Below are 14,327 nucleotides of genomic sequence, written 5' to 3'. Positions count from 1 at the left end.
CTGTCTTGAAGTCTTTTTTACTACCCGTCCGCATTATTTCGCAGCGACAACGTAATCGTCGTCTTGGTGCGTCGTCAGCAAATGCCCTAATTTGCCGGCTTTAGTGGCCAGATAGTTGCGATTATGGGGATTTCTTCCCACTTCCAGAGGCACCCGCTCAACCACTTCAATTCCTAAATTAGTCAGCGAATTGACCTTGCGAGGATTGTTGGTCATCAGCCGAATACGGCTTATTCCCAGGTGATACAACATCGGTTTGCACATACTGTAGTCGCGTAAATCCGCCGCGAACCCCAGTTGCTCATTGGCTTCCACCGTATCAGCGCCTTGATCTTGCAGATTATAAGCGCGAATCTTATTCAATAAGCCAATCCCACGACCTTCCTGGCGCAAGTACAGCAAAATGCCCCGCCCTTCGGCGGCGATGCTGCGCAACGCTTCGTCGAGCTGATAGCCGCAGTCACAGCGCATACTGAACAGCGCGTCACCAGTCAGGCATTCTGAGTGCGTACGCGCCAACACCGGCGCTCCGTCGCCAATATCTCCCAAAGTCAGGGCAATATGTTCTTTTTGCGTGCCGGCTTCCTGGAATCCGTGCATATCGAATACACCAAAGGGAGTTGGCAGCTTGCAACTGGCGACATAGGTGACAGACACTCGATACTCTCTCTAAAACTTGGCGGGGCGGAAATTCTACCAGATGCGCCGCCCCACCCCAACACTTAGACTCATGGGCGCAATCTATGGCGTCAATAACTTGCGCCAATGATTCGCCCCATAAGACTGGCGTCAACCGCCGGTCATATTCATAAAGCGTACGATCTGAGGTTCTTCCTCAAGATTAAAATAGTGCCGTTCCGGCTTAATCGTCATGGCGTCGACAATCGCCAGCTTCAATTGATCAGGTCTACCACGCAAAACTTCACGCAAATCAACGGAATGTTCATTGCCCAGACATAGCAACAGGCGCCCTTCCACCGTCACGCGAACCCGGTTGCACAAATGACAGAAGTTATGGCTGTGAGGTGAAATAAAGCCAATTCTGGATATGCTGTCGGACATTCTGTAATAACGAGAAGGCCCCCCTGTATTTTCACTGCAGGGAAACAGCTCATAATCCTGACTGATACGTTCACGTAATTCAGCGCTGGAAACAAAAGAAAGTTGACGATTATGCTCTGTGATTGCGCCCAGTGGCATTTCTTCAATGAAAGAAATATCCAGCTTTTCCGCTCGCGCATATCGCACCAGGTCCATCACCTCGTCTTCATTGCGCCCGCGCAGAACCACTGCATTAAGCTTGATTCTCTCTATACCGGCAGTTTTGGCGGCGTCAATTCCCGCCAACACTTGCTGCAAATCCCCAGTGCGGGTCAACTCTTTGAAACGATCGGGATTGAGACTGTCGAGACTGACATTGATGCGCTTGACGCCAGCTTTACGAAGATCCGGCGCCATTTTGACAAGCTGGGAGCCATTGGTAGTCAGGGTTAATTCATGCAGTTCCTGCAAGCGCCCAAGCTTCTCCACCAACTCCAGAATGTTACGCCGTACAAGGGGCTCCCCCCCGGTCAGCCGCAACTTACGAACGCCAAGCTCAACAAACGCTTTGCCCACGTCGTAGAGCTCTTCCAACGAAAGGATCTGTTCACGGGGAAGGAAGGTCATATCTTCCGCCATGCAATACACACAACGAAAGTCGCACCGGTCGGTTACAGACAGCCGTACGTAATTTACTTCACGGCCAAATCGATCAATCAGGCGGGCTGAAGACATAGCGAGACGCACTCCCCCTCGATAACTACCAACTCCATTTATACGCCACCTGACCTGCCGAAACAAATCCAGCCCAACAGGCGGCGAACTACAAACGGCGGGCTCTCACCCGCCGGTCACTGGCGGAAAGAATGCGACCTCATCACCATCTGCAACTGTCGCGCTCAAGGGAGCCATTTCCTGGTTTATCGCCGCCAGAATATTTCCCTGCCTCAAGACGGGCTCGGCCTCTGGAATTTCCGCGACCAGTGCATCTAACAGCGCAGCTACATTGCTCCCGGAATCCAAAGCGGGTAGCTCTATTTCAGAACGACCCACCTGCTCCCGCAACTTCGCGAAAAACAATACCTTTATCATGGCTTACTCCTGCACCTGCCAATGGCCGCTGCGTCCGCCTTGCTTCTCCAGCAGGCGCACCGACTCGATCACCATCCCTTTATCCACCGCCTTGCACATATCATAAAGGGTCAGGGCCGCCACACTGGCCGCTGTCAGCGCTTCCATCTCCACACCGGTTTTCGCATCAAGCTTACATATCGCTTCAATGCGTACCAGGGAAGCGCTTGAATCCGCCTCCAGGTTTACTTTCACCGAAGTCAGATTAAGGCTATGGCATAAGGGGATCAGGTCAGACGTTTTTTTCGCCGCTTGAATACCAGCGATACGGGCGACCGCAAAGACATCGCCTTTTTTGTGCCGACCTTCGGTAATCATGGCCAGGGTTTCCGGCTGCATTCGAATCAATGCCTCCGCTCGCGCTACTCTGGTTGTCGTTTCCTTATCGGAAACGTCCACCATATGCGCTGCGCCCTTCTCATCAAGATGGGTGAGTTCCGCCATCCGCACTCCTCACTCAGGTCACTAACTGGCTTGCCGCAACGCCGCGATGATCTCACGATTAGCGGCGGGAAACGCCTCGGGGTCAAGCTCATTCAGATCCAGCCAGGCCACATATTGACCTTCACGGCCTTGCGCTTCGCCAGAAAATCGGGATACGCGCCACACATCCAGCAATACATGCTTATCGGGATAGTGATGCTCTATTTGGATCAAAGGGTTTGCTGCGTCCTCAGATACATCCACTTGGACGCCAACTTCTTCAAAAAGTTCACGCTGCAACGCCGCCAAAACCGTTTCACCAGGTTCAACTTTACCTCCAGGGAACTCTAACAGCCCCCCTTGATGCAAATGGTCAGGTCTGCGGGCTACCAACACTCTATTGCGCTGGTCGAGAACCACAGCAACAGCGACATGAACGGCTTTCATTCTCCGTCTCCACAGCACCTGTCACAGCGATCAGGTGCGATATTCAGCATTGATAGTGACGTATTCATGGGAGAAGTCGCAGGTCCAGACAGTATCTTCTACTTCTCCGCGACCCAGATCGACTCGAATTGTAATGTCCTCAAGATCCATCACCGCTTGTCCGGCCTCTTCCGTATATGAAGCCGCCCTGGCGCCGCCCTCAACAATGCATACTTCGTTGAGGTAAATATTGATACGCTCAACCTCAAGGTCCTGCAGGCCTGCGCGCCCAACCGCCGCCAGTATGCGGCCCCAATTAGGATCGCTGGCGAATAATGCGGTCTTGACCAATGGAGAATGGGCGATGGTGTAGGCGACATCAAGCGCTTCGCTAAGCGCCGCCGCGCCCTGAACGTTGACGGCGACGAACTTGGTCGCTCCTTCCGCGTCCCTGACAATGGCGTGAGCAAGCCGTTGCATCAAGTCATCCAACGCTTCCTGAAATGGCCGCCAAAGCTCAGCATTCGCCTCAGTAAATCTCAGTGCGCCGGAACGCCCTGTCGCCACCAGTACACAAGCGTCATTGGTGGAGGTATCTCCATCTACGGTGATGCGATTAAAAGATTTATTGGCGGCGGCAGTCAGCATGCGTTGCAGCAGTTCCGGCTCGATATCTGCGTCCGTCGCGACGAAGCCCAGCATTGTGGCCATATTCGGCTTAATCATCCCAGCGCCTTTACTGACGCCGCTGATATGAACCGCCACGCCATCAATTTCAAGACGCACAGTGGCGCCTTTAGGCCGGGTATCCGTCGTCATTATCCCTTGAGCAGCTTCAGCCCAGGCGTTGTCACTGAGATTACCCAGTGCGCTGGGCAACCCTGCTACGATTTTATCGACAGGCAGCGGCTCGCCAATGACCCCCGTGGAAAACGGCAATACTTGCTCAGACGCCACTTCGCCAAGCTGCGCCAACGTCTGACAGCATCGCATGGCGTTATCCAGACCTTGCCGACCCGTGCCCGCATTGGCGTTGCCAGTGTTGATTAACAAGTAACGAGGCGCGCCCTCAGCAAGGTGACGCTTAGCCAGCGTGACTGGCGCAGCGCAAAAAGCGTTATTGGTAAAAACAGCGGCTGTTCGCGCTCCTTCACATAGCTCAAACACAACCAGGTCTTTACGGCCCGGCTTTTTAATGCCAGCGGACCCAACCCCGATACGAACGCCCGCAACAGGGTGAAACTCAGGTAAAGGCGCGTGCCCCACAGCCATCTCAGTTACTCCAGGCGACCATGACACTGTTTATATTTCTTGCCGGAGCCACATGGGCAAGGCTCGTTACGACCGACTTTCTTGTGATCGCGAACATAAGGCGCATCAGAGCTTTCATCCTGTTCTTCCGCATCGGCGTCTTCTTCTGAGGCTTCAGGGTGAGTCGCCTGAGCGCGCTGCATTTGTTGCGCCAACGCTTCACGGCGACGGCGCTCCAGCTCTTCCATTTCTTCCTGTTTCTGCACCCTGACATGGCAGATCACTCGGACTACGTCATGCTTGATGGTATCCAGCATGTTCTGAAACAGTTCAAAGGCTTCACGTTTGTATTCTTGTTTGGGGTTTTTCTGCGCGTAACCACGCAAATGAATACCCATACGCAGCAGGTCCATATTGGAAAGGTGCTCTTTCCACAAAGTATCTAGGACTTGCAGGAATACCTGCTTCTCGAAGTTGCGCATAACGGATGCGCCAACCACTTCTTCTTTCTCACGATAAGAATCAACTACCGCCTGCAGGATTTTCTCGCGCAAGGTCTCTTCATGCAGACGCTTGTCTTCGTCCAGCCACTGCTGCACAGGTAAATCAACGCCGAAATCAGACTCCAATTGCTTCTCAAGCCCTGGAATATTCCACTGTTCGGCCAAACTTTGCGGCGGGATAAACTGGCTGACCGTAGCGTTGACCACGTCGCCGCGGATCGCATCGATCATTTCCGAAATATCGTCGGTCGCCATAATTTCGTTACGCTGTTCGTAAACGACATGACGCTGATCGTTCGCCACGTCATCATATTCCAGCAGCGATTTACGAATGTCGAAGTTGCGGCCTTCTACTTTACGCTGAGCTTTTTCGATAGCGTTGCTCACCATCCGGTGCTCAATCGCTTCGCCTTTCTGCATACCCAACGCCTGCATAATATTTTTCACCCGGTCAGAGGCGAAAATACGCATCAGGTTATCTTCCAGAGACAGGTAGAAACGGGTCGAGCCAGGATCGCCCTGACGACCCGAGCGTCCCCGTAGCTGGTTATCGATACGCCGAGACTCATGGCGCTCAGAGCCAACGACATGCAGACCACCCGCAGCGATTACTTGATCATGGCGCTTCTGCCAATCGGCTTTGAGTTGAGCAATCTGTTCTGGTGTTGGATCTTCCAACTCAGCGACGTCGGCTTCCCAGTTTCCGCCCAAGACGATGTCGGTACCGCGACCCGCCATGTTAGTGGCGATGGTGACTGCGCCAGGACGACCCGCTTGCGCAATAACATGCGCTTCACGCTCGTGCTGCTTCGCGTTCAAAACGTTGTGAGCGATGCCTTCTTTTTTCAGCATGGCCGACAAATATTCGGACGCCTCGATAGAGGCCGTACCCACCAACACAGGACGATTTTGCGTCACTGTATCCTTGATATCGTCGATAACCGCCTGGAACTTCTCATCCACGGACAGATATACCAAGTCATTGTAATCAATACGCTTAATCGGTTTATTGGTAGGAATAACAATGACGTCCAAACCATAAATCTGGCGAAACTCGAAGGCTTCGGTATCAGCGGTGCCGGTCATACCGGCAAGCTTTTCATAAAGACGGAAGTAATTCTGGAAGGTAGTAGAAGCAAGTGTCTGGCTTTCAGCTTGGATTTTGATGCGCTCTTTCGCTTCAATCGCCTGGTGCAGACCTTCACCCCAACGGCGGCCCGGCATGGTTCTGCCTGTATGTTCGTCAACAATGACCACTTGGCCGTTCTGCACGATGTAGTCAACGTCTTTACTATATAAATGATGGGCGCGCAGAGCAGAACTGATATGGTGCAGTAGACCCAGGTTCGTGGCGGCGTAGAGACTGTCGCCTTCTTCCAGCAAACCGTTTTTGGTTAGCAGATCTTCTACATAAGAGTGGCCTGATTCCGACAGCTCAACTGAGCGACTTTTCTCATCAACAGTGAAGTGCCCATCAACTGGCTGCCCTTCCTCTGGCTGCTCACCTTTCTTGAGCTGAGGAACCAGCTCGTTAATCTTTCTATACAACTCAGAGCTGTCTTCAGCTGGGCCACTGATGATCAAAGGCGTCCGCGCCTCATCAATCAGGATCGAGTCAACCTCGTCGACAATCGCAAAATGCTGTCCGCGTTGCGCCTTGTCGGTGAGGCTGAACGCCATGTTGTCACGCAGGTAATCAAAACCGAATTCGTTATTGGTTCCGTAAGTAATGTCTGATGCATAAGCGGCGCGCTTGGTCTCACTATCCTGCCCGCTCACCACGACGCCAACGCTCAACCCCAAATATTCGTACAGAGGCCTCATCCAGTCCGCATCACGACGCGCCAGATAATCGTTTACGGTGACTACGTGTACGCCTTTTCCGGTCAGGGCATTCAAGTATACGGGAAGCGTTGCTACCAGCGTTTTACCTTCCCCGGTACGCATCTCTGCAATTTTGCCTTCATGCAGCACCATACCGCCGATCAACTGAACATCAAAATGGCGCATGCCCATCACACGCTTACCGGCCTCTCGCGCTACCGCAAATGCTTCCGGCAACACTTGATCAAGCGTTTCTCCTTTCTCAAGTCGAGAGCGAAACTCCTGAGTTTTTGCTTTAAGAGCGGCTTCGTCTAATGCGCTGATTGACTCTTCCAGTTCGTTGATGCGTTTGACAACTTTGCCCATGCGCTTAATTTCGCGGGCATTTTTGCTGCCGAAAATTTTCCTGGCGATAGATGAAAACATAACTAACGAAATTACCTGTCTCTTTGAAGCGTTTATGGAGGCTCCGCTCGTGGCGGAATCGCTTACTCGTTACTTTATGGATTTGGAGCCACCTTGCCGAAGGAGATATAAATTCAGCGGGAGCGTAATTCCAAGCTCCGCATTCTAACCTCAATTTGTTACAGCAATAAAGGGATTAGTGCACACTTGTTACCCCTAGTAACAAGCAATGCGCGCGGTAGGGAGATAGAAACGCCTTAAATTGGCTAGACTGAATGTGGGGGAAAGCCAGTAATGGCAAGGCCTTGACGTGGGTTACATCAAGGCCCTAAAAAAGTGTTACCGACTTGCGCGGTGAATAAATTTTGTGGGATTTGCAGAACGCCCATCCTGAAGAACTTCAAAGTGAACATGGGGCCCAGTAGAACGCCCTGTGCTCCCCATCTTCGCCAAAATTTGTCCCTTCTGCACGACATCCCCGGTTTTAACCATGAGTTTGGCGCAATGCGCATAGCGAGTGACCAAACCTCCGCCATGATTAACCTCAACCAGATTACCGTAGCCGAAGCGCTCTTCCGAATAGGTCACAACCCCACCAGCGACCGCAACGATATCGCTGCCCTCTTTGCCAGCGAAGTCTACGCCAGAATGCCACGCCCGCTTACCAGTGAACGGATCTGAACGAAAGCCATAATGGGAAGACAACCAGCCCTTCTTGATTGGACGACCCGCGACAAACTGCTCTCGTTGAAAGCGTTGATTGACGAATAGCTCATCCATCACCCGCAATTGTTGCTCACGGGACTCAGCCTGCTGCTCAATGGACTCAAGCACTTGCGTTAGCATTGGAACAGAAAAAGATTGCTCTAAGGCAGGCTCTTCAGGTCCACCTAATGCGGGCGAAGATTCAAAGTCAAACTCCCCTTCATCCAGACCAGCGACATCGGTAAGACGTTGCCCAAGCGCATCAAGGCGCAATAGTCTCGCCTGCAACTCGCCCATACGCAGCGTCAGGGCATCTATATTCTGTTGCGCAAGGGACTTATAAGTGCGGATTTCTTCTTTCTGTTGTTTCAGATTTTCCTGCCAGGTTTTAACCAGTTCAGGAGTGATAGAAGCGTCCGACGCGGCGGATTGCCGTCCAAGCCAAAACGCCGCCGCCGACAATGCAGCCACCAGAGACAACGCAAGGACCGTCGTCAGCACAACTGCGCGCGCGCCCATAGAACGGGCGCGTGACTGACCATGTCCATCTCTCAGGAAGATAATATTCATGCTTTTCCAGGGTTTTGAGTTGCCTGAATTATATAAACGACGGAGGTTATCTAAAAATACTATACTTGTAAATTGTAACAGATGTTGTGATAGTTGATGTCTGCAAATGTAACGAACCTTTAATCTTTGGTTAACTGTAATGCCTAATAGAGATCGAAAGCTGGGAGATATTTTGTCGTCATCCTCCCCTACGCTGGAGTCTCTTTTTCATCGGGCTCTGCATCTGGATAAGCTGCAGCAGATATTCTCACAATGCCTGCCCGACCAACTACGGGGCAAAGTAACTCTGTCATCAGTTAAAGATGGCGTTATTCGCGTAACTGTCCCCGATGCCGTCACCGCAACCCAGTTGCGCATGAATCAACACACGTCCCTGCCGGAACTACGCAAACATAAAGATTTCGATTTTGCTTATCAGTTCAAAATTCGCGTGGAGCCAACGGAAGTTAAAGCGAAGACAAAAAGGAAGGCGAAACCAATTTCGCAAAAGAATGCTGAGCTTCTCAAACAAGAAGCTCAGCTCTGTGACGATCCTGAGTTGAAGAAAGCTCTGGAGGCTCTTTCAACTCATACAGCGGACTAGAAATCTTAGGCCAGCACCGGTTTCAGGTAGGAAATCGGCGCTTCACTGGCGTCTTCAAAGGTCACAACCTCCCAAGCATCCTTTTGGGAAATAAGCTCACGAAGAAGTTTGTTATTTAAGCCGTGACCCGACTTGTGACCTTTAAACTCACCGATCAGGCTGTTGCCCAACAGGTACAGATCTCCAATCGCGTCCAACACCTTGTGCTTGACGAATTCGTCTTCGTAGCGCAAGCCGTCTTCATTGAGAATTTTGAAGTCATCGACAACGATAACGTTATCCATGCTGCCACCCAAAGCCAGATTCATTGCACGCAATTTTTCAATATCGCGCATGAATCCAAATGTCCGCGCACGGCTAACTTCCTTAACAAAAGAAGTGCTGGAAAAGTCGATAACTGTCTCTTGTGAGCGGCCTTTGATCACAGGATGATCAAAGTCTATGCTAAAAGTCACTTTGAAACCGTCGAACGGTACAAAGGTAGCCCGCTTGTCTTCGTCAGTCACCGTTACTTCGCGCTTGATGCGGATAAATTTCTTGGGCGCGTCCTGCTCAGCAATGCCCGCCGATTGAATCAGAAATACAAACGGACCGGCGCTGCCATCCATAATAGGCACTTCGGCTGCGCTCAACTCAACGTAGCAGTTATCGATACCAAGACCGGCCAGAGCTGACAGCAAGTGTTCAACGGTTGCTATCTTCACTCCGTTTTTTACGAGAGTCGTAGAGAGAAGGGTTTCGCCTACGTTCTCAGCACGCGCCGGGATTTCCACGATAGGATCGAGATCTGTACGGCAGAATACAACACCCGTGTCCACTGGGGCCGGTTTCAAGGTCAGGTAGACCTTCTCCCCTGAATGCAGACCAACGCCAGTGGCTCGGATGATGTTTTTAAGTGTGCGCTGTTTTATCATTTCAATGATTTACCAAAATCTGGATAAAATTCGGCCAAATCATACCAGAAAGGTATTAGGTGCACCAACCTAAAAGACCGAACTCATTCTCATTTAATCCGCCTGACGACGCAAAAACGCAGGTATGTCCAAATAGTCCACGTTTTGCTCATCCCCTACGGCCCGACGATCCACCGCCGCATTGCCCACAACTGAAGTAGCGCGTTTACGCATCACAGTCGGACGCTCCAGCTGATGATAATCAGTTGTGCCGTTCATAGTCCGGGAAGAGTTGTCCACCACCTTGGTCGGCCGGTCATGCACACCGCCCAAACCCGTGGCGACCACTGTCACCCGCAACTCATCCTTCATTTCTGGATCGATTACCGTTCCAACAACCACTGTCGCAGCGTCGGAAGCGAATTCTTCAATGGTGGCGCCCACTTCAGAAAACTCGCCCAAAGACAGATCCATGCCTGCAGTAATGTTGACCAGAATCCCACGCGCGCCCTGCAGATTGATATCTTCAAGCAGCGGGCTGCGTACGGCTCTTTCCGCCGCTTCACGAGCGCGATTGTCGCCGCTGGAAACGCCAGTGCCCATCATCGCCATGCCCATTTCGGACATAACGGTGCGAACGTCCGCAAAGTCTACGTTTATCATTCCAGGACGGATAATCAAATCCGCAATTCCCTGTACAGCCCCCAAAAGCACATCGTTAGCCGCGGCGAAAGCATCCAGCAGACTGGTGTTTTTGCCCATGACGCTCAACAGCTTCTCGTTGGGAATCGTAATCAGTGAATCGACGTGTTGTCCCAATTCACGCAGGCCGGCTTCCGCAACTTTCATGCGCTTGCCGCCTTCAAACGGGAACGGACGGGTGACTACTGCAACCGTCAGGATGCCCATCTCACGGGCGATTTCCGCTACAACCGGCGCGCCGCCCGTTCCGGTGCCGCCGCCCATGCCAGCAGTAATGAAGACCATGTCCGCGCCTCTCAGCGTTTCCGCGATGCGCTCTCTGTCTTCCATCGCCGCCTGACGACCGACTTCTGGATTGGCTCCGGCGCCCAGCCCTTTGGTGACGCTGCCGCCGAGTTGAATCACGTGCTTGGCGTCGACATCACGCAACGCCTGAGCGTCGGTGTTCGCGCAGATAAACTCCACGCCTTCCACCGAAGAGGCGAGCATGTGACGAACTGCGTTGCCGCCGCCGCCGCCAACGCCTACAACTTTAATGACTGCATTTTGTGGTACGTTATCTACGAGCTCAAACATTCCCCTTCTCCTTCTTCGTTATAGTACCTGCGACCTGAAACTAATTTCCGCAAGTTGGTATAGACCTTTGAGTTGACTCTATTTGGGCTGATTAAAAATTCCCCATAAACCAGTTCTTCAGCCGTTGGAACAGGTTTTCTGCAGGTTCTCCCCGGTGCTGGGAGCCCCGGCCGAGTTCTTGCTGTTTAAATCCATAGAGCAGTAATCCGACTGCGGTGGAGTACATAGGATTGCTAACCACATCGCTCAGGCCGGTGACCCATTGCGGCACCGCCAGCCTTACCGGCATGTGGAAAATCTCCTCCGCCAACTCCACGACCCCCTCCATACTGGAGGTTCCTCCAGTGAGCACGACGCCAGCGGCGATGAGGTCCTCATACCCGCTGCGTCGCAACTCTGATTGGATCAAGGTGAACAACTCCTCATAGCGCGGCTCCACAACTTCCGCCAACGACTGCCGGCTTAAGTCCCGCGACGGGCGATCTCCCACACCCGGCACCTTGATCGTCTCATCCGCGCCCGCTAGCTGAGTCAGCGCGCAGGCGTATTTGATTTTAATTTCCTCTGCATTCTGCGTTGGCGTTCGCAAAGCCATCGCAATATCGTTAGTGACCTGATCGCCAGCGATAGGAATTACCGCCGTGTGACGAATAGAGCCGCCCGTGAATATTGCGATATCAGTCGTGCCGCCGCCGATATCGACAACGCACACGCCCAACTCTTTTTCATCATCCGTCAGCACCGCGTAGCTGGAGGCGAGCTGCTCCAAAATGATTTCGTCTACTTCCAGACCGCAGCGCTTCACGCACTTTTCGATGTTCTGATAAGCGTTGACCGCACAGGTAACCAGATGAACCTTGGCTTCCAAGCGCACGCCAGACATCCCTACAGGCTCTTTCACGCCCTCCTGGTTGTCGATGACGTACTCCTGCGGCACGACGTGAAGCACACGTTGATCAGCGGGAATCGCCACCGCCTGCGCCGCGTCCAGAACTCTTTCCAGATCCGCCTGCACCACTTCCCGGTCGCGCACCGCAACGATGCCGTGGGAGTTCATGCTGCGGATGTGGCTGCCGGCGATGCCCGCATAGACGGAGTGAATGCGGCAACCGGCCATCAGCTCAGCCTCTTCCACCGCACGTTGTATGGCCTGGACCGTTGTTTCTATATTGACGACAACGCCCCGTTTGAGTCCGCGTGACGGATGGGAACCGATGCCAACGACTTCAATCGCTCCTTCCTGATTTCTCTGCCCGACAATGGCCACCACCTTAGATGTGCCAATGTCCAGCCCCACAATCATATTCCCACTCGAACTCGCCATATATTTCGACTCTGTCTTAAAGTTCACATTCAACCTTGTTCCGGAGTAACGTCTGCTTTCCATTTCACCGCCACCCCCCGGGTGTATCGTGCGTCAACACTCGCTATTTTTTCTCGCTCCTGGTGCAGTTTCTTATCAAACAGCACAGTAAAACGGTGTAGCCGTCCCTCAACATCCTGTTTCCCAAGGTTAAGCTCCCACCCATCCGTAAAGCTGATCAGCCATGCGCCTCTGGACTCCATAATCACGCCGTTCACATCCAGTCCCACTTTGGCTAGCTCCGCCTTCCATTTCTGGAAGTTATCAAAGACCAGTCGCTCGCTGTGCGGCGGTCCAATCAGCGAAGGCAGGCCGTTCACCACAACGCCGGTTTCTTTAACGAACAACCGCCCGGCTTCGTTGATATAGCCCTGGTTGCGCCATCTGACAAAAGGCTCTTCCTCTTCCAGATCCACTTGCACAGCGTCCGGCCACAATCTCGAGATGGAAGCCCTCTTTATCCAGGGATGGGTTTCCAGGCTTTTGCGCACGCCTTCCAGATCGGATGTGAAAAAGCTGGCGTTGAGCAACGGCGCTAGCAGCTCTTTCACCTCTCCGCGGCTCACGTAATTCAACTCACCGACCACCTGAACCGTGGCGACTGGACGGTCCAACCATTTGACGCCAGCGATCAACGCGCTTAACACCAACAGCCAAAAGCAGAAGATCGATACGTGCAGCAGTACCCGATTCCACGGGATAAAGGCCAGCAGTCGCACGATCGCAGCCGGCCCGGTATTCCGGTTGTCGGCGCGCTCCCTTGCGCGGGTCGCAGTTGCGCCGCGTCGGGAACCAAGCGATTTGTCGAGCTGCTTCTTCATTGGCGTCATTAGCTGTAGCGACTCTCAGTTACTTGCCTTGGCGCAACTGTCGTTACGCACGTCCGTACATTTCAATTTTGTCCAGTCGTCCTTGACTGCCATCCAGGTCGATCGTCGTCCTGGTTACAATGTCGTACCAAGTATGCTCAAAACCAGCTGTTCAAAGCTTAATCCAGAGGCTTTTGCGGCCATGGGAACTAGACTATGGTCCGTCATCCCAGGCACCGTATTCGCTTCCAGCAGCCAAGGCTGGCCGGATGCGTCACACATGACGTCCACCCGCCCCCATCCAGAACAGCCAATGGCGCGATAGGCGTGCAGAGCCAGCGTTTTGAGCTCGTCTTCTTTGTCCTGAGATAAGCCACAGGGCAGAATGTAACGCGTGTCGTTCACCAGATACTTGGCTTCGTAGTCGTAAAACTGGCGGTCTGTCTCCAGCTTGATGGCCGGCAACGCGTCCTCACCCAGAATAGAGACTGTGTATTCCGCGCCGGTTATCCACTGCTCTGCGATCACGACTGAATCAAATTTCGCCGCTTCCAGATATGCCGCCTCCAACTCTTCAGCGGAAGCCACTCTACGCATACCGATACTGGAGCCTTCATGAACAGGCTTCACCATCAACGGATGTCCCGCGCCCACTTCCTGCACGATGGCATTCCAGTCACATTCGGCGTCCAACACGGCATACTTGGGCGTCGGGATACCCATGGTTTCCCACAACTGTTTGGTGCGCAGCTTATCCATGGCCAAGGCGGACGCGAGAACGTCGCTACCGGTGTAGGGCTTGTTCAGCAGGGTTAACAGTCCCTGCATGGTTCCGTCTTCTCCGCCACGGCCGTGCAATACGATGAATGCGCGATCAAAATCGCCGTCCAATAAGGGCTGCAAGCCATCGCGCGGATCGATATGAAAACAGTCCACACCAGCGTTACGTAAGGCCGCGAGCACTTGCCCGCCACTTTTCAGAGACACGTCCCGCTCAGCGGATGCGCCTCCGAACAGCACCGCCACTTTGCCGAAATCGGCGGGCGGCAGGTCTTTTACTTTTTCCCAACTGAGGACCGTCATATACGCTTTAATTACCTTGTTGCTTCGTTACGCCAGCCG

14 protein-coding genes are annotated in these 14,327 nt (G+C 53.0%); 1 reads left to right on the top strand and 13 read right to left on the bottom strand.

From position 1 onward, the window contains the following. Positions 1 to 33 precede the first annotated feature (33 nt). The 8 genes from ribA to ACQYWX_RS04600 all read right to left on the bottom strand — a co-directional run bounded on the left by ribA (position 34) and on the right by ACQYWX_RS04600 (position 8,279). Positions 34 to 657 carry a GTP cyclohydrolase II gene (gene ribA, locus ACQYWX_RS04635; protein WP_216736752.1) on the bottom strand — a complete coding sequence of 208 codons (624 nt, stop codon included), beginning with the start codon at positions 655 to 657 and terminating at the stop codon, positions 34 to 36. 132 nt (positions 658 to 789) lie between these two features. Continuing rightward, entirely contained in the window at positions 790 to 1,776 is a 987-nt protein-coding gene (gene moaA / locus ACQYWX_RS04630) for a GTP 3',8-cyclase MoaA (RefSeq protein ID WP_431688036.1), read from the bottom strand. 105 nt (positions 1,777 to 1,881) lie between these two features. Then, positions 1,882 to 2,133 carry a molybdopterin converting factor subunit 1 gene (gene moaD, locus ACQYWX_RS04625; RefSeq protein WP_431688035.1) on the bottom strand — a complete coding sequence of 84 codons (252 nt, stop codon included), beginning with the start codon at positions 2,131 to 2,133 and terminating at the stop codon, positions 1,882 to 1,884. A gap of 3 nt (positions 2,134 to 2,136) precedes the next feature. Further along, positions 2,137 to 2,616 carry a cyclic pyranopterin monophosphate synthase MoaC gene (gene moaC / locus ACQYWX_RS04620; RefSeq protein WP_127968646.1) on the bottom strand — a complete coding sequence of 160 codons (480 nt, stop codon included), beginning with the start codon at positions 2,614 to 2,616 and terminating at the stop codon, positions 2,137 to 2,139. Between the two features lie 21 nt (positions 2,617 to 2,637). Further along, a complete protein-coding gene (mutT, locus tag ACQYWX_RS04615) occupies positions 2,638 to 3,042 on the bottom strand; it encodes an 8-oxo-dGTP diphosphatase MutT (protein WP_431688034.1) in 405 nt (134 codons plus the stop codon). 30 nt (positions 3,043 to 3,072) lie between these two features. Beyond that, a complete protein-coding gene (gene argJ, locus ACQYWX_RS04610) occupies positions 3,073 to 4,293 on the bottom strand; it encodes a bifunctional glutamate N-acetyltransferase/amino-acid acetyltransferase ArgJ (protein WP_431688033.1) in 1,221 nt (406 codons plus the stop codon). A 5-nt stretch (positions 4,294 to 4,298) separates the two neighbouring features. Then, positions 4,299 to 7,025 carry a preprotein translocase subunit SecA gene (secA, locus tag ACQYWX_RS04605; protein ID WP_431688031.1) on the bottom strand — a complete coding sequence of 909 codons (2,727 nt, stop codon included), beginning with the start codon at positions 7,023 to 7,025 and terminating at the stop codon, positions 4,299 to 4,301. A gap of 318 nt (positions 7,026 to 7,343) precedes the next feature. Next, positions 7,344 to 8,279 (bottom strand): M23 family metallopeptidase, encoded by a 936-nt coding sequence (locus ACQYWX_RS04600; protein ID WP_431688030.1) that lies wholly within the window; start codon positions 8,277 to 8,279, stop codon positions 7,344 to 7,346. Between the two features lie 172 nt (positions 8,280 to 8,451). Between ACQYWX_RS04600 and ACQYWX_RS04595 the strand changes: the two genes are divergently transcribed. Continuing rightward, positions 8,452 to 8,862, top strand: coding sequence for a DciA family protein (locus ACQYWX_RS04595; protein WP_279506809.1), 411 nt, complete (start codon positions 8,452 to 8,454; stop codon positions 8,860 to 8,862). A gap of 5 nt (positions 8,863 to 8,867) precedes the next feature. On the opposite strand, the gene lpxC is transcribed toward ACQYWX_RS04595, so the two are convergent. From lpxC to ACQYWX_RS04570, 5 genes are all read right to left on the bottom strand, one after another. After that, positions 8,868 to 9,776 (bottom strand): UDP-3-O-acyl-N-acetylglucosamine deacetylase, encoded by a 909-nt coding sequence (gene lpxC / locus ACQYWX_RS04590; protein WP_127968640.1) that lies wholly within the window; start codon positions 9,774 to 9,776, stop codon positions 8,868 to 8,870. 93 nt (positions 9,777 to 9,869) lie between these two features. Further along, positions 9,870 to 11,033: a cell division protein FtsZ gene (ftsZ, locus tag ACQYWX_RS04585; protein WP_127968639.1), complete on the bottom strand. Its 1,164-nt coding sequence runs from the start codon at positions 11,031 to 11,033 to the stop codon at positions 9,870 to 9,872. 91 nt (positions 11,034 to 11,124) lie between these two features. Beyond that, the gene (ftsA, locus tag ACQYWX_RS04580; RefSeq protein ID WP_216736744.1) at positions 11,125 to 12,357 is read right to left on the bottom strand and encodes a cell division protein FtsA; all 1,233 of its coding nucleotides are present in this window, start codon (positions 12,355 to 12,357) and stop codon (positions 11,125 to 11,127) included. Between the two features lie 29 nt (positions 12,358 to 12,386). Then, entirely contained in the window at positions 12,387 to 13,217 is an 831-nt protein-coding gene (locus tag ACQYWX_RS04575; RefSeq protein ID WP_431688029.1) for a cell division protein FtsQ/DivIB, read from the bottom strand. 123 nt (positions 13,218 to 13,340) lie between these two features. After that, positions 13,341 to 14,288, bottom strand: coding sequence for a D-alanine--D-alanine ligase (locus ACQYWX_RS04570; protein ID WP_431688028.1), 948 nt, complete (start codon positions 14,286 to 14,288; stop codon positions 13,341 to 13,343). Positions 14,289 to 14,327 lie beyond the last annotated feature (39 nt).

The sequence above is a fragment of the Hahella sp. NBU794 genome (genome assembly GCF_050749805.1).
Lineage (GTDB): Bacteria > Pseudomonadota > Gammaproteobacteria > Pseudomonadales > Oleiphilaceae > Hahella.
The sequence above is the reverse complement of the archived record's forward strand: the minus strand, read 5'-3'. Positions and strand labels throughout refer to the sequence as shown.

Coding starts and splice junctions, on each gene's coding strand:
- moaA (WP_431688036.1), bottom strand. CDS start 1,776: ATGTCTTCAGCCCGCCTGATTGATCGATTTGGCCGTGAAGTAAATTAC.
- moaD (WP_431688035.1), bottom strand. CDS start 2,133: ATGATAAAGGTATTGTTTTTCGCGAAGTTGCGGGAGCAGGTGGGTCGT.
- moaC (WP_127968646.1), bottom strand. CDS start 2,616: ATGGCGGAACTCACCCATCTTGATGAGAAGGGCGCAGCGCATATGGTG.
- mutT (WP_431688034.1), bottom strand. CDS start 3,042: ATGAAAGCCGTTCATGTCGCTGTTGCTGTGGTTCTCGACCAGCGCAAT.
- argJ (WP_431688033.1), bottom strand. CDS start 4,293: ATGGCTGTGGGGCACGCGCCTTTACCTGAGTTTCACCCTGTTGCGGGC.
- secA (WP_431688031.1), bottom strand. CDS start 7,025: ATGTTTTCATCTATCGCCAGGAAAATTTTCGGCAGCAAAAATGCCCGC.
- ACQYWX_RS04600 (WP_431688030.1), bottom strand. CDS start 8,279: ATGAATATTATCTTCCTGAGAGATGGACATGGTCAGTCACGCGCCCGT.
- lpxC (WP_127968640.1), bottom strand. CDS start 9,776: ATGATAAAACAGCGCACACTTAAAAACATCATCCGAGCCACTGGCGTT.
- ftsZ (WP_127968639.1), bottom strand. CDS start 11,033: ATGTTTGAGCTCGTAGATAACGTACCACAAAATGCAGTCATTAAAGTT.
- ftsA (WP_216736744.1), bottom strand. CDS start 12,357: ATGGCGAGTTCGAGTGGGAATATGATTGTGGGGCTGGACATTGGCACA.
- ACQYWX_RS04575 (WP_431688029.1), bottom strand. CDS start 13,217: ATGAAGAAGCAGCTCGACAAATCGCTTGGTTCCCGACGCGGCGCAACT.
- ACQYWX_RS04570 (WP_431688028.1), bottom strand. CDS start 14,288: ATGACGGTCCTCAGTTGGGAAAAAGTAAAAGACCTGCCGCCCGCCGAT.